The following is an 18,907-nucleotide window of genomic DNA, read 5'->3' as shown; positions in this document are numbered from 1 at the left end:
CTCCAACATTTAAGCGTGTTTACTAACAATCGCTTCAGCCGCTCTTCTGGCGCTTGCCGCTGAAGCATCCGCGAGCAGCTCGCCATGACTCACCCAGTCACCTGCCACATACAACCCTTGAATCTCCGGCACTTCCGGGCCTACTGCCGTTTTCTTCTTCCCGCGGTGCGGGTAATCATGCACGACGGTTATGTTAGGCAGAAACTGCTTGGCAATGACCTCCTGCTCCCATCCCGGATGAAGCATCGACATCGTCTCGCGCAGCAGCTTCTCATCCGCCTTCGGATCAGACGTTCCGAGACTGTTATATTTGATCAAATGAACGACGACTTCGCCGTTATCGCTCAGTTTCGCACTCACTGAATGCTCGGAGAAAAATACCGGCTGATCAAGGCCAAGCGCAAGATGCCGCCCTTTGATCGGAAGCTTGCGTAAGCCAAGGTCCATACATGCCGCCGTCACCGGCCTCGCTTCCGTCTTCCAGCGCTGCAGCGCTGTCGCTTCTGCTCCTTGCACCAGCTTCGCGCTCTCCGATGGCGATGCGGTACTTATCACGTTCGAGACGGCAAGCTCCTCGCCATCTGCAAAAACCAGCCTCTGCACACGGCCGTTCGCATGCTGTATCTCACGAATGGACTTGCCACTGACAATGTGCGCCCCTGCTTGCTGCGCCTTCTGCCGCAACTGCTCAATAATGGTCTGCCAGCCTCCATTAACATAGAGCACACCGCCCTTCAACGATCGCTGCACTTGCGCAAGCGCCGGTGCCGCAAGCTGAAAGTCGGGATCAAGCGTATACGTAGCCGTTCTGCACAGCGCATAGAAAACATGCCTGACCTTCGGGTCAGTCACTTCCGCTTCTGCCCATTCGCGTATGCTCATTGTCACAGGCAGCCGCTGCGCGTCCAGCTTGCTGAGCTTCAGCATGAGACGCATCAGGTTTATTTTACCAGACAGGGTCAGCAGCTTCGAGGTCAGCATACTAATTGGGTCTGGCGATAACGAATACAGCTTCTTATTCCAGATGACGTTCGTCTTCGTGGAAGGAGGTCCTCCCTCAAGACTTATGCCATGCTCCTGCAAAATCTCATAGGCACGCCCTGTCTTATACAGCGCATGACCGCCCATATTCAATTGAATGCCGTGCTGCGTATTCGTCATAGCCCGCCCTCCGAGCCGGCTCGACTTCTCAATGACGATAACCGAGCGCCCCTTCTTCGCCAGTTCAAGCGCTGCAAGCAATCCTGCCAACCCTCCGCCAATAACAGCTGTATCATAGTGTGCCATTTGCATCTCAATCACCCTCCGTATGTGGTCTTCATGAGATAAGGCGAACGAAAGGAGGATTTTGTGACAGAGGGATAGAAAAAAGTGCGGTAAACCAAAATTGACGAAGCATGTCAGTTTTTAGTGCTATGGTCACTGGTTTATACGCATTCTAGTAACATATGCTGTATCTATCAAATAATGAAACTCTAACTTCGGAGGATTTCCTAATGCACATGATTCTTGAGCAATATATATCACTCGCCAAAGGCATTCAAGCTTTGTACCCCGACGATGCGCACATCGCTATCTTCGATTCGGAGAAGCTGATTCATAGCTTGCCTGGCACGACAGTGAGCCTTGACTTGCAGGTCGGTATGCCAATCAGCGCTTTTAAAGGTCTCATCCCGGAGAAAGTCATGAACACGAAGAGTCGCCAGACGGAAGATTTACCAGCTAGTGCAAGACTGCCTGTACCGGTGAAATCGGTCGGCATCCCGCTCTTCGACGAGAACGAGGAGATGATCGGGATTGTAGCGATTATTTCATCAGCGGTACAGATGTACTCGCTACGGGATGCATCGACGAAGCTGATCGAGCTGCTCTCGGGCATGTCGGAGACAACGAACCAAATCTCGCTCGGCTCGAACGAAATTACACAGCGACTGCATGAAGTATCGGAATCGACACAGGTCGTGAAGAAAGACATTCAGCAAATTCAAGAGACACTCCTGTTCGTCGAGGAAGTCGCTTCCCAATCGAATCTGCTTGGCCTCAACGCTGCTATCGAAGCGGCACGTGCGGGGGAACAAGGCAGAGGCTTCAATATCGTCGCTACCGAGATTCGCAAAATGTCCGATAAGAGCAAGGAAGCCGCACAGACAAGCAAGGATCAGCTTGAGCTTATTCTAAAAGCCTACCAAGGCTTGAACGATGCGGTACAGCAAATCGCAGCCATTACACAAGAGCATAGCGCTGGACTTGAGGAATTGAACTCGACGTTCTCGCACATTGAAGACATCGCCAGTACGTTGAAATAATGCAAAAAAGGAGTCGGACGGCCATTAAGCACATGGCTTGTTCTTCAGGCTCCTTTCTCCTATCGCCATTCCCTTTCGAGGATCGAATAGGTTTGAAGCAATATATCCAAAATATCCGTATTGAGCTTCACAATATAACGCTTCGCTAGATGCGCCTATCTCTGATCGCTTCCGGATACTTGGAATCATCGCTCCGATCCCAGACGAGATTATCGGTCTGAATATGAGGAATGCCATAGCGCTTCGCGAGCTGCCCAGCAATGTATGTTTTGCCGCTGCCACAGCCTCCGACAATTCGTATTCTCACTTGACGGATCTCACCACCTTTAACAGTAGCTAATGTTCATTTCGAGTTCACCAGCGTAATCATACTGCTCGCTCGGAGACACTTTCAGCTTGGTCCGAATACCGGAGCTGATGTTGTACGCCGCTAGAGCAAGCACGGCTGCGTCTAGTATATCGTCCTTAGAGACTTCATTCGCCCGAGCATGGCTGAGCATGGACTCTATCACTGCTGCGGGAATGCTGGCGTTCTGCAAAATAAGGGAGCGCTCGACAATCCCTTCCTTCGTCTTCTTGTTATGCGTAAGCGCCATATTTCCATTGAAACGTTGAAAATTTAGCTCTGGGTGCGACTCCTCCATTTGATGCTGAATTCCATACGGCAGGTTCGCCTTCATGAACAAATCCACTTCTCTTATCTTCGGAATGATGTTCTCCGATTGCTTGGACAGCTTCTTCTGCACGATTGCAAAATTCGTCTCCGATGGCGTCCCCGAATACGTCGCCTGCCTGGTCGGTGTGTTGAACACACTGCTCTTGCGCTTCACCGGCAGCAGCTTCCGGCAATCGGCGTCGCTTATGCGCAGTGAATGTGTGTTATTGTTGCCCTGCTCGCCTTCCGGGAGACCGATCGGCATGTCAATGAAGACGAGTATATCTTCGCAGCGCTCGGGCTGCAGCAGTGCCCATAGCTCCGTTATGTTAGGAGCCAATAGTAGCTCGGTTGTTGCTGGTGAGTCCTCCATTATTACCGCCGCCCACCCTGATCGGCAGCCGTCAATTCCAATTCCTCGTGGCATTTGCAGTTCCCTCGTTCCTTTCACCTTCGCGAGCATTTGCACCTTTTCTATGAAACTAGCATTTACTATAGGGATCAAACTCGAAAGGGGGAACCCTAAAATGGCTCGTACAAAAGCAGTTCAACAGCCTGATCTGGTGCTTATTACTTGGTCACGCAACCCTCTGATTTCCGGTTCTGCGCGCAGAATCGTTTCTGTCCGCGTCATCGGCAGCGCTTATCCTTGCAGGAATAGTCTTTTTGCAGGTGGTCTGCTCATAAACGCCTTAAATTGCTTGCTTGATAACGACATCGGCTTCAAAATCGTCTACCGCAAAAAAACATCCGACATTAGCGGCATCCTCTTGCTGAAGCGCTACCGTTAATAGATGAAAGAGCAGCTCCTTAAGCTGCTCTTTCTTTTGGGACAAGTTGGTGCTGCGATAAGCAAAGGAGCTAGACGCTTCGAGTCTCAACTTACAGAAGCTCCGACTCATATTCGCTGAACAACGCCTTCATTTTATCCCAGCTGCGGTCGGTCGTCCTATGGACCTCTTCGATAAGCGTGCTAATCGTAGCCGTCATAATAAGCAGATACCGCGCTTCTTCTGGCGCCGGATTCCAATACGTATGCGCCTTTCCGCTCGGTACGATGACCGCTTGTCCGCTACTAGCTTCAATAATCTCATCATCAATTTGAAAAGCTAGCCGTCCCTCGAGTACATACCACGCTTCATCATCAACAAGATGCCGGTGCAGTGGCGCAATTGGCATCGGTTCACTGCCCTCTGGCGTCCCTTCTGCTTTCCAATCTGCAATGACCAATTTCGATCCAGATGGCTGAAAAGACTGGCCGTTTAAGAGGGATGATATGAAGTTCATTCCGGACATGAGGTAAGGTCTCCTTCGAGTGTGGGTAAGTGAAATATAACTTATTGTCTGGATTTACAAATACCTTTTCATATTATTCAGTATGACCGTATAGGCGTTCGGCCATAAATGGATGCCTTCCACGGAGAATTCCGGCTTCAAATTCCCTTCCTCGTCTGTTAAGCCTTCGTTCACGTTAATGAATGAAAATCCATGCTGCTTGGCTAATTGCTCGATTGCTTCATTCGCCTCTTGAATGTTGGCGTTTGTTCGAGTAGTAAACATCGGAATCTTATCAATTGCATCGATTCCAAAGTCCGCTTGCGCATTGATCGGATAGTAGGCCATCACGAATACTTCGCACTGCGGTAATCGTTCTTTAATCTGATCCAAAATGGTAGTGTAATTCATAAGCAGGGTGTCTTTGCTATACCCGTCATTCCCCGTGGCTCCAATATCATTCGAGCCGATATTAATAAAGAGCTTGCTTGGCTCCAAATCAAAAATACACGCATCCATCGATTGCAGCAAATCTGCGGTCGTCGTACCACCAATTCCACGATTATAGATAACAAGGTCAAGACCAAGCTTCAACATCAGCTGCATTTCATAAATTGGAAATGCTTCCATTAACGAAGATCCTACAAATAAGATTTGCCCTTTTTGGGCGTGCTGGTTCAGCATGCGGTATTCATTCAGCTTGGCATCGTTCATAACGATCACTCCTATTTCGAACTCCCGAGCCGCGGTCTTCTGTCCGGATCCCTTACGACAGGCAGGAGTACACAATGTTTTTTAATCGAGGATGTACGTAAGGCTCCTGATTGTTCACCAAATGCTGCGCATACATGACGGTCAACTGCGACTCGGGATCGATGATCGCGAAGCTGCCGGCCGCGCCACTCCAGCCAAACTCGCCGAGCGGGGATATTGAACCGCTGCCCGCTTTAGAGATATGGGTTCTTACACCAAGCCCATAACCGTAACCGGCGTGATGCTCCCAGTTGTAGTCGCTCCGCGTGTGCTCGGTCAGATGGTCAGTCCTCATCAGATCGACGCTGGCAGGTGACAAGATGCGAACGCCATCCGGGCTTGTGCCGCGATTGGTCAGCGTGTTCAGGAAAAGCGAATAATCGCTTACGGTTGACAGCAGGCCTGCTCCGCCACTATCGAATTCCATGCCGATGCGGTACCAGTTGCCGTCCATTCGAACGGCCTTGCCAAGCGCATCATTAAATTCATATTGCGGCGCAAGACGGCTAAGCTGCGCTTCTGACAGATGGAAACCTGTGTCGAGCATTCCTAGCGGTCCAGTAATTTCTTCACGCACGTATGTGCTGAACCGCCTTCCGCCGACCTCCTCAACAAGCGCTGCAAGAACGTCATGGCACAGACTGTAGTTCCACCGAGTCCCCGGCTCGAACAGCAGCGGCTCCTTGGCGAGGGCCCTAGCAAACTCACGAGTCGGCACCCGGCCGTTCGTTCGTTCCACAGCCTCCCGTATGGAAGGCGAAGTGAGGTCGTAGGAGAAGCCGGCTGTCATCGTGAATAGATCGCGAACCGTGATCGGACGTTCCGACAACTTCGTTGTAACACCATCCTCCATCTGCTTCTTTCCCACCACCACTTCGGTGAACTCTGGCAGATAGGCGGAGATCGGATCGCCGAGCAGAATCGCTCCCTTTTCAACCAATTGAAGTGCGGCCGTGCACGTCAGTATTTTCGTCAGCGAATAGAGATAGATAATCCTGTCCTCATCAATTGGGGTCTTCGCTTCCAGATCGACGAAGCCTGCTCGGTAGCGGAAGACAATCTCATTGCGATGCATAACAAGCACTTCCGCCCACGGAATGCGCCAGGAGGTGATTCGATCGATAAACCGGGATAGTGGTGTAAAGTTCATAATTCCTCATCCTCTACTAGTGATCTCTTTATTTCTTTAACTAAATTTCTTCAGATAAATTCTATTATCCTCCCTGTTATTTCAAATAAAAAAGAGACCCACAGCAACGGGCTGCGGGTCTAAGTTATATTTATTAAAGGGGGTTGAGATTTATTATAGACGCACTTCATTAAACTGTGATGAAGACAGGATTTCAATCGTGTTACATTTGTTGTACTTCCGTACCCGTTTAGTTTAATCAATTAGTATCACTTATCATTTTCTGAATGGCTATATAATTTTCTTTGCGTATTGTTTCATCATAATTTCCAAAGGTAATGTCAAGAAATTGACCATCCTCATACTCATATCTGAATATATATAACCCAGAACCAATGTCTTTGGTATTACCTAGTGTACTTACAACCTCTTTGTAAGTCATATCCTCCGATATTTGACTCAATTGTGTTATTGTTAATTTTTTTATGTCTTCTGACAATCCTAATTCGATTTTTTCATTACCGACTATTTTCTCTTCTTTTACAACTGCATCTTCTGACTGGTTGTCGCTTTTGTTGCTGCAACCGAATAGAAACGTCATAGAAGTAACAATCACTAAAAGAATCATCATGCGAAAAAGTATTTTCATCGTTCAAACCCCACTTTTTGGATCCCAATTATACGTCCCAATTGTTCTTTTGTCGCGCTTTCCTCATTACGTTATAAAATAATGAGTACATTTCGTCCCTCGATATTAAACTCTTCTACCCATTAGCTTAAGGAATGATATAAATATAACGAAAATGCTTTAACGAACACTATAATTATTACAGCAATCCACCAAAAAAAAAAGACCAATGCAAACACTAAAGAATTGTTTACCAAAGCTTCGATTCGAATCCGATACCCTAAAAGTAACTAACAAACTTATAAATAGTAAAAAGAATAAAAACCAAATTAAACTTTGCTGCAAACTATGTAATATATAAATTGCAACACGATAATAGTATCTTGAAATATAAGCAAATCGTTCCACTAATCTGCCCGTTACTTGTTAGTTCCATTGCGCCTCAAATCTTCTTGAGCCAAATCTAGAGCAACTGCCAATTTAATTTGGTCTTTCATAGACAGTCCAATCTTGTATTTTGAAACCGTCATTGTTTTAATTATAGGTTCTACGCTCGAATCATGACGGTCGGTCTCGACTATCGCAACTATATCCGTATTTATAAGGTAAGTTACTATGTCTTCCCCTTGCTCTGGTATCCAATGGAGGCTGTACGCCGTAGCTAAGTTAGAATATTTATTTTGTAGTATCCTTAGTTTCGTATTACCTTCTGGAACTTGAGTAAACAGAGCGTCATGCGACCTCAAAAGCTGACGTCTGAAATCCTGTTCTGTTATACTACCGATTAATTTCATTTCATCACCCTATATGGCATATTCAACTATTGTGCCCGTTAGCTTAACAATACTTCTCCTTCAAAATCTGTATGTATTTAGAATCAATTTCGGTAATATTTGAAATGGTTCTTATTTCAACACCCTCTTTCAAGGCATTACGAGCAATTCTTAAATTATGTTTTATTTTTAAAATCCTATCTTTAAGTAAGACATCGCCAAAATCTAAATAGTCGTCGGCAATCTGCCCGTCTAAAGTAAATTCAATGTCATATGTACCGATGCTTTCTTCCAAATAAAAAATATAGACTGAACAAAAAATTACTGCTTCTTCAAGACTAAATGTATATTTTAGATATATTGCTCGTTCGTGTACACTAATGAATTCTTCATACAACTTACCATAGAATGTTTTATGATAATCATCCTTTTCTTCTTTTCGCCATTTTCTAAAACAACTCCAGAAGCCATCAATGGTTTGTTTTATTGCGTTATGTTTAGCTTCCCATTCAAGCAAGGATTGTTTGTTCACATTTTCACTTCCTAGTACCAATGTATTAATTGATATATGGATTGTACCCTTTGTCTGATTGAGCTATTTGCCCGTTAGCGCAACAGGGTGCCGATCGATCTGCAGCCTGTTCTTCGTAGTGCAACTATCGTTTTATGAAAAGTACTAGAATTAATATCTTCTCATATTAATAGAGTATTAACCCCTGTGAGAAGGGAAGCGTCGATGTAATGATGGGATGGTTCAGTGATTTCACCTTCAATTTATTGGGCACTGGTCTTGGCTTTCTTGGTGCTCAGTTAATATCGAGCAAGGAATTAAAAACGAATAAAGTAGCTCAAGAACAAGAGAAAATTAAAATTCAAGAAGATACTAAGGAAGCATGTTTAAAATATTTAAAAGATGAATTAGCCGTCAATCTTCAATTGCTTCAAAAAATGAAAGTCTTTGCAACGGAAGGTCCTATCATTCAAAGTTTATTTGAGCCTCTGAACTCAGGTTCTAACCACTTACGTTGCTCCGCATGGGAGAATATTTTGAAACAAGGAGTTATTCCACAACTAAATGACGATGAGATTATGCATTTTCGCTCAAATGATCGAAACATCATAAATTGTACATTTATCATTCAGATACATTCCTCAAACTGGAGAAGAATCAAGGAATGGAAAGAATGGGCAGATATACAACCCCCGAATATAAGATTAGTTAATCCTCAATATGTTATGTCACAAGCAATTAAAGAAATAAGAGAGAGCATTATTAATTCAATAAATTCAACAAATTCATGCTTAATTATTTTAAATAGACGATTATCTTCAGATTAATAAGAGATGTTTGGCTTCGAGCCTTCGTCTCTCTTATTTATGAGATATTATATTTGTGAAACGCAACCGACAAATTGATCGGTTGCATTTTCGTTTTGAATTGAGCTATCGTTCTTCGTTAGTTCAACGATAGATGCATAGTCCAATTATAATAGAAGATATACCATTAAGTTTTGTTTGTGATAAATTCTTGAAATGGTCTTCTACGGTCATCGTAATACTCCCGATACTCACCACTCGTATATGAAGATATGACACTACGCCAGAATGCTTGAGCTTTATAATTGTTCCACATCTCATGAATAAGCCATTTTCCTGGAAACATGTCAAAAATTTTTGTAGCGACAGTCTTTCCAACACCCTTACCGTTAAACTTTTTCATTATAAAAAACTCACCAATCTGGTTCGGTTCATCATCTAGTCCTTTGATAACAAGAACAAACCCCGCCAGTTCGCTATCTACCCGAATAATGAATGCTATTCGGTTAGGATGCTCCCAATATTCATCCAAATCAGGAAGCCCATTATAAAGCGCATTATCCCCCAATGCAATGGAAGACATGTATGTACTGAATTCATAAAGGTAGAACTGAGATAGATTGTGAACAACACATTTCTCGTCTACGGAAGCTTCCATTAATTCAATTTTTATCATAACAACACCTTCTATCTTTATAATTTATTATGATGAAACGTTTATATATCTGGGTGCTATTAACTTTCAAATCCTTTCATCTGAACGATCATTTGCAAAATCTGTATTGGGTCATTCATTCCAAGCTTCTTCTACTCTACTGTTAATGCGCTCATCTTCACGCAATCTTCAGAAGGGTTGTGATGCCTGCCTTGTGCCGACGACTCAACATAATGGTATTAAATTCCAAAACCATATTCACGGTATTAATTGAGTATAAATAAAAGATACCGCATAACTGCCCCGTTAGCTTAATCCCCCTCCCCTTCTGTCGTAGTCTCGTCGGTAATCGGATAATGTTCTTATCACTAAACGGGAATCGGAAATCGGACAATGTTCTTGACATCGTAAAATGACAAGAACTTGATCCGATAACTAAAAAAGCCCGCAACATTGATATTATCCCCTTATGGTTGACAGTGAAGAAAAGTCCACTGGTACAATGGACTTGAAAGCTGCAACCGGAGGGGATTTTTTCATGGCAAAAAAGGGACAAGTATTCATCCAATACACAGAGCAATTAAAAAGTGAAGCCATTCGTCTGTATGAGTCAGGGGTAAGTTCTCGAGAAGTAGCGAAACAGTTGAATATACGTAGTAAATGTCAGGTGCTCGTTTGGGTTAAGAAGTCCCAAAACGGAGTTTCGTTAGAAGATGGTCGTGGACAGAACACGTTCCACAAAGGAAGGCCCAAAACGAAGTTCGCAAGTCTGGAAGAAGAACTGGCTTATGTGAAGGCGGAGAATGAATATCTAAAAAAGCAGTATCCAAATCTACACAAGGAGTGACGCAAAAAGGCGAACGGTTTTCAATCATTCAAGAGATGCGCCAGCGTTTCCCTTTACGCTGGCTGATTGAGATTGCTCAGGTCTCTCGTGCAGGCTATTACAAATGGCTTAAGACCCGTGCACAAAGAAACGCAAGACGACAAGCAGAACAGACGATAAGGGATCATATCATGGCCATACATCGTCTCCATCCTTATTATGGCTACAAAAGAATGACCATAGCGCTGCGAAAAGAAGGCCTCCACATTAACCATAAACGTGTCTACAGATTGATGAAGCGTCTCGAGATCCAGTCCGTTATACGTAAGAAAAGACGCTTCTTCAGTAAAGAAGTGTGCGTTGTAAACCCTAATCGCCTCGATAGGGAGTTTCAGTCAGATAGACCCATTCACAAACTGGTTACCGATATTACCTATGTTCGTGCAGGAGAGCAGTTCTATTACCTGTCGGTGATTCAGGATCTCTACAATAACGAAGTTGTCGCCTGGCACCTTTCGATACGTAATGACTTGAAGCTCGTCATGCAGACGCTTGAGAAGCTTCATGGTGCCACAGAACTCCACGGCACTATGCTGCATTCAGACCAAGGATTTCAATACACAACAAAGCACTATAACAAGCGATTAGAGGAGTATGGGATGATAGCAAGCCATTCAAGGCGTGGAAACTGTCACGATAATGCATGTATAGAGTCTTTCTTTTCACATCTGAAGACAGAGAAGATTTATCTTACTCGCCCCAAAACAGCTGAATCGCTTTACATAGCGATTGAAGAATACATAGAGTTTTATAACCACAACAGATTTCAGAAGAAATTAAATAACCGTCCCCCGGTTGAGTACCGGGAAACGGCCGTTGCATAACCTGACTTTTTTTCACTGTCTACTTGACGGGGGTAAGACCACATACGCGGACTTCATTCGGACTATGTTCTTGTCACCCGACATGTGAAGTGTAGTTGTGCTACAAAATTGCCCTACTTTGCCATAATGAAAAGCACCCCCTATCGTTTTCATCAGTTTCAACACCAGGGTGTTTTTCCAATGTCCACTATAAGGGGCTCAGTTAATGAAGACCGGGGTGTTAGCAATCTATTTCTTCGTATCTGCCAGCACATCGAATCTAAGATTGCTGAGGCTTTCTCCTCTGCCGGTTTGCTTCCGTATGCCGAGCCAATTATAGACACGCCCATCGTGCCATCTTGTGCGTTGATAGCTCTGATAGACGCGCACGCCAGATCTTGGCACTTCTTCTTCGAACAACAGATAGGCGATTTTAGGCTGCTGATCCAAGCCTACGCTTAGCAGCGTCGTGCGAGGACGAACCTTATCCGGCTTGCTCGCATTCCCTTCGAGAATACGCGGTATTGCCGCGCGCTGTAGCTGTATTTCTCTGTTGTTGCCCGGTACGTGAACTGGAATAAACGGAATCCAATTTTCAGGCATCGTGCTCATGAGCTCATATTTGATATCCGCCTTTGCATCCGATCCCCCTGCCGTAGCGCCGCCGAGCAACCGCTGATAGTAATTATGCAATTCCAATGCGGCTTCTCTGCCTGATTTCGAATCTCCGTTCGGCAGCAAAATTTTGTTCTCGATGCCCCATACCATATTGGCCATTTCGTCACGAACGAGGTACACGTCCTCTACCGGCTCGCTTTCTTGAATTTTAGGCACTGTCGGCAGCACCATAAGGCTCAAATCCACAGATCCATTGAGATTATTGCCTTCAACGCTTAACGCAAACATGCTCCAACGCTGCCAATCCTGATCATTTCCTGCGCCCGCAGGCTGAACCCATATCCGTTCTCCGAATACGTTATCGACCGTCATCCCTTTGACGTTGGCAATGCAGCCAGTTCCGACTGTAACCGGTACAAGAAACCAATCGTTAGAATAGACGAGGCCGAATTCCATCAATAGCAGCTTATTCAAATCCGTCTTATCCGGCTTGATATCTCCAAAGTTCGTCTTACCTTCCTCGAATGCCCACCACCTCGTATTCGGCATGCCGTCGAATTTGATCTGCGAAGCAAAAAACGATTGTGTAAGTGCCGATTCCAGCGCAGCAGCCGTATCCGATCCATCTGCCTCTCCCAACGATCTGACGGCGCGATTGGAATTCAGGTTATACCAATCGAGATTGCCATGATAATACTCCTCCGCCGAATATACCTTTTCCTCGCCATTGCTGGGTGCCGAACAAGAAAATTGATATTCGAGCTTCGAAGGCAGCCATGCATCCTGATTTTCTTCTGCAGGTTGGCTGAACAATTTCTCGAACCAAGCCGTAAACCGGGTCTCGAGACTTTCGATCAGCGTCATCTGCATCTGTGTCAACGCCTGCCTGTCCGGCGTCGGGAATTTGTCATAGGCATGATGACTTATCGACGCCTTCACATAAGTGTAGAGGGCTGCACCGTCCATCGCTCTTCCCGCAACTGATGCATACCGTTGCCAAACGCCGAGATGCGCACATATATGTGCATCCTCCGGCTTAGCTGGGTCAGGCTGCTTAATGGAATAGGCTTGAATGAAAACCTTCTTCAGCCCATGAAGCTCAGGCGAATCGGCCATTTTCAGCCATTGCCTGCCCATTAACAGACGGATGTCGAGCGACAATTCCTGGTCTCCCGCTTTGAACGGCAGCGTACGATGCTCAACTTTCGTCTCGAACGGTATGTTCGATTCGAACTTTTGTGCCGGATGGGAATTCGCTTTATATTTCTGAAATCGCGTCGTCTCCATATGCACCTTCGTGATTACGGGCGAGCCGGCGTCATCTCCTTGGAATTCTCCCATCTGCCATTGCTTAGTCAAAAGGAACAGAGGATCTCGCACTTCCGCCCTTAAGGCACGATCGAATTTTAGGGTGCGTGGACGGCCTTCAAGCCTGTTCCACATCAGGATAGACGGAATTTTACGCACTTTGTCGAAGACTTCCTGAATATTAGCGATCGATATAAATTCATTCACCGCTTTTCAACTCCCGATAAAATTCATTATTCAAGGCCAAGGGAAGCGCTGCGGTAACCGGATATACGGTAACCGCCGATAAGAGCGCGGGGAGGAAACGGGCATAATCCGTCGAATCGATATGGCTCGGCTCGACAGCCCGTTTCTTCGCCATATTCAGCGTATCGTGAAGCGAATCGACAACATCCTGCCATTGCCAAGCCTGCTTGAAATCCGACGGCATAACCAACAGCAGCGACTGCGGCGCTTCCGAATTAGGCCGATCGTAATGGAAGGCGATCCCCGTCGTTTCCTCTTCTGCAGGTATAACCTCCGTCCACTCGTCGATCAGAATCCCGCATTGGCTGCGCTGAATGCCACCCGCAGCCGGCGGGTACATCGCGGTGTAGAGCAGCTTGTCTTCATCGATCTTGTACGAGGCCGGATACTCCAGCGCAAGCCAGCTGTCCGCTTTCCGGTACGGGAATTGCACAGACTCAAGCTTGAGCTCCTTCTCGATCAGCGCGTCCGCCAGCATCGTCATATTTTCCACGTGCCGCATTTTGTCGCGTACGCGCGCAACACCGTAAAGCCAATCGTCGATCGGAAACGGTTGATTAAGGCCTGTTTTTTGATAGGCGAGTAGCTGTTCACTGTCGGCAAAGGCCGTTGTCCACTCTTCCAATAGCTGATCCGATAAACTAAACTCCGGCACGATCCTGAAATCGTCACCGAACAGAAGTTTGCCGGCTTCCAATAAAGCCGCAACCTTCCGATTGGCATCGATAGCTTCATCATACTCTTGTACGAGTTTCGCCGCTTGCAAGGCGCGCTTATCCAATTCCAGCCGCAAACTCTCCGTTCCTCTTTGCATATCGTCGGCAAATATGATAAGCTGCCGCTTTTCCTTCTCGATCTCGAATGCTGCCGCGTCGAAAGATGATAGACCGGCTAGCTCGGCTTCAAGCGCTGCAAATAACTCATGCAATTCGTTTTTTTTCAATAACTTCTTAAAAGCGTCTTGCTTTTTGAGAAATGCGTCCCTTTTCCCATTGATCAATTGCGCTTTATAAGCATCTAACGTAATCGCTAGCGGCGTTTGGGTAGATTCGGTCGATAATGTAAGCTCCGTTTGCTGCAGCAAGGAAAGCTTGTCCGAAGATGTCCCGTATGCGTTGATCAGGGCGTCGAATGCCGCAAGCTTCTCGTCCCACCGTGTAATCAGCGAATTGATTCTAGTAAACAGCGCCTCGAATTGCCGCCTTCGCCATTCGAGCATATGTCCGTACCCGGAATGTGGAAGGCCGAACATGGATAATTGCTTGTAAATGTCGATTCCGCGGTTCAAAATCGTTTCGATGTTCGCCGCTTTTTCTTCGTTGGTCCAAGCTGCAATGTCCTCGGCATATTGCTTAAGCGTTTTCCTCAAACCTGTCGTTTCGGTAATGCCGAGCGCGTCTAGCGCCAATGTAATTCTTAGCGGGTTTAAGCTGGCGGTCACTTCGTCCGGCTTGCTTGTACCGGCCCCGAACTTCATATCGCCTGCTGTCAAAGGGCGCGATCGTAGAAGCAGCGTTCTCGCGCTGCTGAGCAGCGGCGCAAGCTCGAATAAGGTGGTCATCGTCTCGTCTGGCGTCTTGGTGAAAAACTGAAGCTCCATTCTTTCCTCCGGCCTTGGATTGTACCTGCTTCTTGCGTAGGCCAAGATCGCATCGTCGAGGGAAGTCATCGCTTGCTCGCTTTCCATATTGCCCATATATAGTACGTCGATCGGAAGCAACCCCAGCTCCTGCATGCTGACCGTCTTCGTGATGAAAGCAGCCGTAGCAGGATCTTTAAATGCGACTATACAAACAATTTTATCCATTGGAGGCATGATGCCCGACAACCACTCGTTGACTGCCGGTTCTGCCTTCGAGCGAAGCGTCGCATTGCTGGCGTCCGCGGGATCAAGGCCGGTGTTGAAATGCAGCCCTACGCGATGATTTAGCGTTACGCCGCTGCGCGGCGTGCGGATAACATCGGGAATAGGCGGAAAGTTTCCTTTGCTGAACGCATCCATCGATGCGGCCGCGCGATCATAGTTTCCTTGAACGGCTTGATGTACGCCTTCAGCGACAGCTAAGTCGGCGACGGCATCGTTGATGTCGAGTATACGCTCGACTTCAGCATCAATGGCTTGCCTTTGCTCCGCAGTTACTGCTGGCAATTGCGCAAGCCCGAAGGGATAGGATGCGTTGCCCGATTTGTGGATTTGTTCGACAAGCGCCAGCCCGTCGACGACGTTCCTCGCTTCGATTGCACGAATATCGTCCACACTATCTTCTTTCGTAGACGGCAAGCGGTTGGCGTTTAGCGGGAATGCATTCCTCAGATCGAAAATAATGGCGTCTACTTCGGCATCATGCCTGTCGTGCAATCCCCGTTCAAGCTTATACCCTAGCAGTGCCGCCAGAGATTGGCCATTGCGAATGCCTTCGATCATCGAAAGCGCTTGACGCACGCGTTCCGATGACAAATTGACCGCCATGCTGCCTGGATTGGAGGCGCTTGCGTTTGCGATATAGCCGTTTCTTAATACAGCGGCCGTAACCGCTTGGTTCAAGGAAGGCGCATGAATGTAGCCCTGGTTCGAATGATCGGCCAGTAATGGCTCATCCGCAGCGGTAAAAATCTGCTGAAGCGTTTTGTCAATTTTCACCGGTTCAAGCTTTTTATTTTCCGGACGCACGTCCTCCAGCCAGCCGTATGCGCCGATATAAACGCCTTGCTCGGCAGCACGATCGTGCCCATCGCTGTTTTGGATGCCCCTCATGAACGCAAGCTCGGCATTCGCTAGCCCAAGCATCCAGGCGTCCAAACGATAGGCGCAAACGTCCAGATGCTCCGTGAATATCCGCTCCAATCGCGCTGTCGGCACATCCTTAATCATTTCCAGCGCCTTAAGCTGTTCGCTTAACATCGATGTTTCATCGTGCGAATGAACGATCTTTGGAATATAGTCGCCAACCAATAAACCCTTCTCGAGGAAGCCGTCCTGCATAATGCGAGGTTCATATTTATAGAGGTGCTGCCAACGGCTACCCAAATCCTCTTGATCCTGCACTTGAATAAATTTAGGTTCTTTCCGCGCATTCTTTACTTTTGCCGGTTCGAGTATACCGGCGCTAGCGTGCAAGCGAAGGCTAGCGTCGATGAAGCCTAAATCCAGCGCGTGCCTCACCATGAGATACAATAATGCTGTTGGCGGCTTATCCCCGATAAACCCTTGCTGCGAGCGCAGCGTATCGTGGGAATTATGCGCCGCCGCGATCAGCCAGTCGATGTAATTCCGGTTATCCTTCGTATAACTTCTAATTGCATCGAACTCGGAAAGCGGCACGTCGTCGATCAGCGGCCCCTTCAGCAAGTCGTTGCGCTCGAAAAACAGCATCTTCAATACGTCCGGCAGATCGTCCTCACTGTCGGCATTGTACCCTAACTGCACCAGCAGGTCTTTCCCTCTTTGCATATATTGGGCCGTATTGGAGAGCTTGTTCAAGGTTCCTTGTAAATTTTGAACATTATATACATGCTCGAAGCTTTGGGCGTGGCGCGAATGGAACTCGACGGACGTTGGATGAAGGCCAAGCACATCAAGCAGCGTTTGATGTGGATCGTCATCGCCGGTCTTGCCGACGAAAGAGACGTTTGGCAGCAGCCTTGTCCATTCGTCATCCATTGTTTTAAGCACGCCATACAGCTCCTGATAATATGAAGCGTTGTTGTCTTTGTTGTCATTGTTGTCGCCGACGGAATAAATAGGCTTCAAGCGAGCGGAAGCAAACCAGTTCATGCGCGAAAAAGGCGCGACCGGCAATATGCCATAAGGCTGCTTGCCGACGCGAATGGTCGGAATCATGCCGCGTCCGGAAACATAGCTTTGAAAGAAATCCTTCGTCCGCGCGATCGTCTGCTCGCTGAACACAGGCGCCATCATCGTTTCCATGAAATAGCCTAGCGTAGCCGGCCATAGCGCCGTCTGGATCGCCCGCGCTTCGCTTTGATCGGTTCCGTAATAGTTGGCTGCATGGTTAATGGCGGCATTATCGATGCCTAAAGCTTGCGCCAGCCAAAGACCGTCGCTTTTGTCTGCCCATGCCGTGGAATCTTCCTTCTGCTGATGCTTAAAATAAATGTCGAAGCTGTCGTCGGCGTCTTCGCGCCAACTATAGGCGGAAGACACTTGCTCCGTATTGTTCGTGGGCGTACCTTGCGGAATCAAACCGAAACCTTTGCGGCTATGATGGTGATGATCGATCAGCGTTTCAAGCGTGTTTTTTCCTTCGATCGGATCGGTGCTAAGGCGCACGCCGACTACGAATAGGCGGTTGAACCCGTTCGCGGCCTGCTCTGGAGTTAGATCCACCCGGAAGCCCATTCCTTTGGCGATCGCCTCCTCGAAATCCACCATCCATTTCAGTTCGTCGCTTACGATCAAATCGCCTTTCTTGTACTTTTTGCCGTCCAATACCTGGTCTTCTTCCGCAATCTTGAACGGTTCGCCTTCGTCGGCGGAAGGATTGGGTCCGATCGAAAGAGAGGAAGGAATGACATTACCGATTTCCTCGAGCGACGGCTTGTCGTTGCTGTTGGTATAGCCCTGTAATACGAAACGCTCCGGTAATACGCGCACTTTAGGCGCCTTAGCCCATGCTTGAAACTTCGTATCCAAATCGGAAGCCTTCGGAAAAACGAGGAAAGCTGCCTCATACTCCGCATCTTCTTCGCTTCGCGGCGCGAACGGGAAGTCCGTGGGCTTGTATGTTTCCCACAGCTCCTGCGCCTGCTGATCGCCATATCGATCGACAAGCTGCGTCCATGCCTCCGCTTGTTGCTCCTTATCTCCGTTCGCCTGCCACATAGCGCTCCAAAAACGTAAAATCGCGTCCATGTCTTCTTTCACAGGCGGCTCTTCTGTTGCGATAATCAAATTCGTCTTCTTATCGGAAACGCGTTCGGGCTTCTCATCCCCATTGAGCGGACGATAGTTTTGCACGATCCAATACGCCCTACCGGAGCCATGGCTGTTCACGAGCGATCGCCATGCGCCGCGCTGGCCGGCTTCGATGTCGCCTGCTTGCCACATGGAAGTCCAGTACGCTTTCGCGTTCCTGACTTCGTTCTCCGATATCAGCTCTTCGAATGAATCGATCGCGATTTCATCGGGAAACACCCGGACCCAAAGCTGTTGCTTTTCAAGCCCACTGCCTTCTTTAACGGTCTTGAATCTCGTCTCGATGCGCAGCGGAAACATCAGTATCGGATACCGGTCGTCAAGCTTCGAAATATGGTCGATCGGGTTCGTAAACGGCAAAAACAATTCCAATTTGCTGAGCTCTTTGACTTTGTTCTCGTCCAGTAAAGCATTGATTTGCTTGAGCTTCTCTTCGAACGTCGCTTCTTCCTTCTCCAATTCACTCAAGTACGAATCCGGCTGAAATTTGGCTTTGTCACGCTTTATGCGAGCAAGCTTTTCTTTCGTCTTGAAATGCTCCAGCTCGGCTAGCTCCCGTTGTTTGCGCGCTTGCAACAGCAATGATTGGTTTTCCGAAAATATTGTCATGATTCTCTAG

General features: G+C 47.2%; 16 protein-coding genes. 4 read left to right on the top strand and 12 right to left on the bottom strand.

What is annotated here, in order from left to right; all coding sequences use genetic code 11:
* Positions 1-9: 9 nt before the first annotated feature.
* Positions 10-1,293, bottom strand: a complete 1,284-nt coding sequence (locus BMY11_RS00145; RefSeq protein WP_090572453.1) for a phytoene desaturase family protein — start codon at positions 1,291-1,293, stop codon at positions 10-12.
* Between the two features lie 203 nt (positions 1,294-1,496).
* On the opposite strand from BMY11_RS00145, the gene BMY11_RS00140 reads away from it, so the two are divergent.
* Entirely contained in the window at positions 1,497-2,306 is an 810-nt protein-coding gene (locus BMY11_RS00140) for a methyl-accepting chemotaxis protein (RefSeq protein WP_218150156.1), read from the top strand.
* 145 nt (positions 2,307-2,451) lie between these two features.
* On the opposite strand, the gene BMY11_RS28650 is transcribed toward BMY11_RS00140, so the two are convergent.
* The gene (locus BMY11_RS28650; RefSeq protein WP_177182417.1) at positions 2,452-2,613 is read right to left on the bottom strand and encodes a P-loop NTPase family protein; all 162 of its coding nucleotides are present in this window, start codon (positions 2,611-2,613) and stop codon (positions 2,452-2,454) included.
* Positions 2,614-2,632: 19 nt separating this feature from the next.
* The gene (locus BMY11_RS00135) at positions 2,633-3,388 is read right to left on the bottom strand and encodes a DUF429 domain-containing protein (protein ID WP_177182416.1); all 756 of its coding nucleotides are present in this window, start codon (positions 3,386-3,388) and stop codon (positions 2,633-2,635) included.
* A 100-nt stretch (positions 3,389-3,488) separates the two neighbouring features.
* On the opposite strand from BMY11_RS00135, the gene BMY11_RS00130 reads away from it, so the two are divergent.
* A complete protein-coding gene (locus BMY11_RS00130; protein WP_090572450.1) occupies positions 3,489-3,752 on the top strand; it encodes a hypothetical protein in 264 nt (87 codons plus the stop codon).
* A gap of 91 nt (positions 3,753-3,843) precedes the next feature.
* Here the strand turns inward: BMY11_RS00130 and BMY11_RS00125 are convergent, their stop codons facing one another.
* The 6 genes from BMY11_RS00125 to BMY11_RS00100 all read right to left on the bottom strand — a co-directional run bounded on the left by BMY11_RS00125 (position 3,844) and on the right by BMY11_RS00100 (position 8,051).
* Positions 3,844-4,257, bottom strand: coding sequence for a cupin domain-containing protein (locus BMY11_RS00125; protein ID WP_256217241.1), 414 nt, complete (start codon positions 4,255-4,257; stop codon positions 3,844-3,846).
* Positions 4,258-4,311: 54 nt separating this feature from the next.
* Complete coding sequence (locus tag BMY11_RS00120) at positions 4,312-4,950, bottom strand: GDSL-type esterase/lipase family protein (protein WP_090572449.1); 639 nt, start codon at positions 4,948-4,950, stop codon at positions 4,312-4,314.
* A gap of 52 nt (positions 4,951-5,002) precedes the next feature.
* Entirely contained in the window at positions 5,003-6,139 is a 1,137-nt protein-coding gene (locus BMY11_RS00115; protein WP_090572448.1) for a serine hydrolase domain-containing protein, read from the bottom strand.
* A gap of 238 nt (positions 6,140-6,377) precedes the next feature.
* Positions 6,378-6,767 (bottom strand): hypothetical protein, encoded by a 390-nt coding sequence (locus tag BMY11_RS00110; protein ID WP_090572447.1) that lies wholly within the window; start codon positions 6,765-6,767, stop codon positions 6,378-6,380.
* Between the two features lie 398 nt (positions 6,768-7,165).
* Positions 7,166-7,540 carry a hypothetical protein gene (locus BMY11_RS00105; RefSeq protein ID WP_090572446.1) on the bottom strand — a complete coding sequence of 125 codons (375 nt, stop codon included), beginning with the start codon at positions 7,538-7,540 and terminating at the stop codon, positions 7,166-7,168.
* 43 nt (positions 7,541-7,583) lie between these two features.
* Complete coding sequence (locus BMY11_RS00100; RefSeq protein ID WP_090572445.1) at positions 7,584-8,051, bottom strand: hypothetical protein; 468 nt, start codon at positions 8,049-8,051, stop codon at positions 7,584-7,586.
* A 209-nt stretch (positions 8,052-8,260) separates the two neighbouring features.
* Here BMY11_RS00100 and BMY11_RS00095 point away from each other — a divergent pair, with 209 nt between their 5' ends.
* Positions 8,261-8,857, top strand: coding sequence for a hypothetical protein (locus BMY11_RS00095; RefSeq protein WP_090572444.1), 597 nt, complete (start codon positions 8,261-8,263; stop codon positions 8,855-8,857).
* A gap of 166 nt (positions 8,858-9,023) precedes the next feature.
* On the opposite strand, the gene BMY11_RS00090 is transcribed toward BMY11_RS00095, so the two are convergent.
* On the bottom strand, positions 9,024-9,512 hold the full coding sequence (locus BMY11_RS00090) for a GNAT family N-acetyltransferase (RefSeq protein WP_090572443.1): 489 nt from the start codon (positions 9,510-9,512) through the stop codon (positions 9,024-9,026).
* A gap of 517 nt (positions 9,513-10,029) precedes the next feature.
* Between BMY11_RS00090 and BMY11_RS00080 the strand changes: the two genes are divergently transcribed.
* Positions 10,030-11,201, top strand: a protein-coding gene (locus BMY11_RS00080) for an IS3 family transposase (RefSeq protein ID WP_371262741.1) whose coding sequence is annotated in 2 segments (ribosomal slippage) — positions 10,030-10,303 and positions 10,303-11,201 — 1,173 coding nt in all. Because the reading frame shifts where the segments join, the coding sequence is not laid out codon by codon here.
* Between the two features lie 228 nt (positions 11,202-11,429).
* On the opposite strand, the gene BMY11_RS00075 is transcribed toward BMY11_RS00080, so the two are convergent.
* Both BMY11_RS00075 and BMY11_RS00070 read right to left on the bottom strand, forming a co-directional pair.
* Complete coding sequence (locus tag BMY11_RS00075; protein WP_090572441.1) at positions 11,430-13,313, bottom strand: hypothetical protein; 1,884 nt, start codon at positions 13,311-13,313, stop codon at positions 11,430-11,432.
* A complete protein-coding gene (locus tag BMY11_RS00070; protein ID WP_090572440.1) occupies positions 13,306-18,897 on the bottom strand; it encodes a hypothetical protein in 5,592 nt (1,863 codons plus the stop codon). The genes BMY11_RS00075 and BMY11_RS00070 overlap by 8 nt, the downstream gene beginning before the upstream one ends.
* Positions 18,898-18,907 lie beyond the last annotated feature (10 nt).

Source organism: Paenibacillus sp. OV219, from assembly GCF_900110075.1.
Taxonomy (GTDB): Bacteria; Bacillota; Bacilli; order Paenibacillales; family Paenibacillaceae; genus Paenibacillus_Z.
This window is presented reverse-complemented; position numbering and strand designations above follow the sequence as displayed.

What these genes read in the sequence shown, in the direction of transcription:
- BMY11_RS00135 (WP_177182416.1), bottom strand. Translation starts at nt 3,388, where the DNA reads ATGCCACGAGGAATTGGAATTGACGGCTGCCGATCAGGGTGGGCGGCG.
- BMY11_RS00105 (WP_090572446.1), bottom strand. Translation starts at nt 7,540, where the DNA reads ATGAAATTAATCGGTAGTATAACAGAACAGGATTTCAGACGTCAGCTT.
- BMY11_RS00130 (WP_090572450.1), top strand. Translation starts at nt 3,489, where the DNA reads ATGGCTCGTACAAAAGCAGTTCAACAGCCTGATCTGGTGCTTATTACT.
- BMY11_RS00110 (WP_090572447.1), bottom strand. Translation starts at nt 6,767, where the DNA reads ATGAAAATACTTTTTCGCATGATGATTCTTTTAGTGATTGTTACTTCT.
- BMY11_RS00120 (WP_090572449.1), bottom strand. Translation starts at nt 4,950, where the DNA reads ATGAACGATGCCAAGCTGAATGAATACCGCATGCTGAACCAGCACGCC.
- BMY11_RS00145 (WP_090572453.1), bottom strand. Translation starts at nt 1,293, where the DNA reads ATGCAAATGGCACACTATGATACAGCTGTTATTGGCGGAGGGTTGGCA.
- BMY11_RS00070 (WP_090572440.1), bottom strand. Translation starts at nt 18,897, where the DNA reads ATGACAATATTTTCGGAAAACCAATCATTGCTGTTGCAAGCGCGCAAA.
- BMY11_RS00115 (WP_090572448.1), bottom strand. Translation starts at nt 6,139, where the DNA reads ATGAACTTTACACCACTATCCCGGTTTATCGATCGAATCACCTCCTGG.
- BMY11_RS00140 (WP_218150156.1), top strand. Translation starts at nt 1,497, where the DNA reads ATGCACATGATTCTTGAGCAATATATATCACTCGCCAAAGGCATTCAA.
- BMY11_RS00090 (WP_090572443.1), bottom strand. Translation starts at nt 9,512, where the DNA reads ATGATAAAAATTGAATTAATGGAAGCTTCCGTAGACGAGAAATGTGTT.
- BMY11_RS00125 (WP_256217241.1), bottom strand. Translation starts at nt 4,257, where the DNA reads ATGTCCGGAATGAACTTCATATCATCCCTCTTAAACGGCCAGTCTTTT.
- BMY11_RS00095 (WP_090572444.1), top strand. Translation starts at nt 8,261, where the DNA reads ATGATGGGATGGTTCAGTGATTTCACCTTCAATTTATTGGGCACTGGT.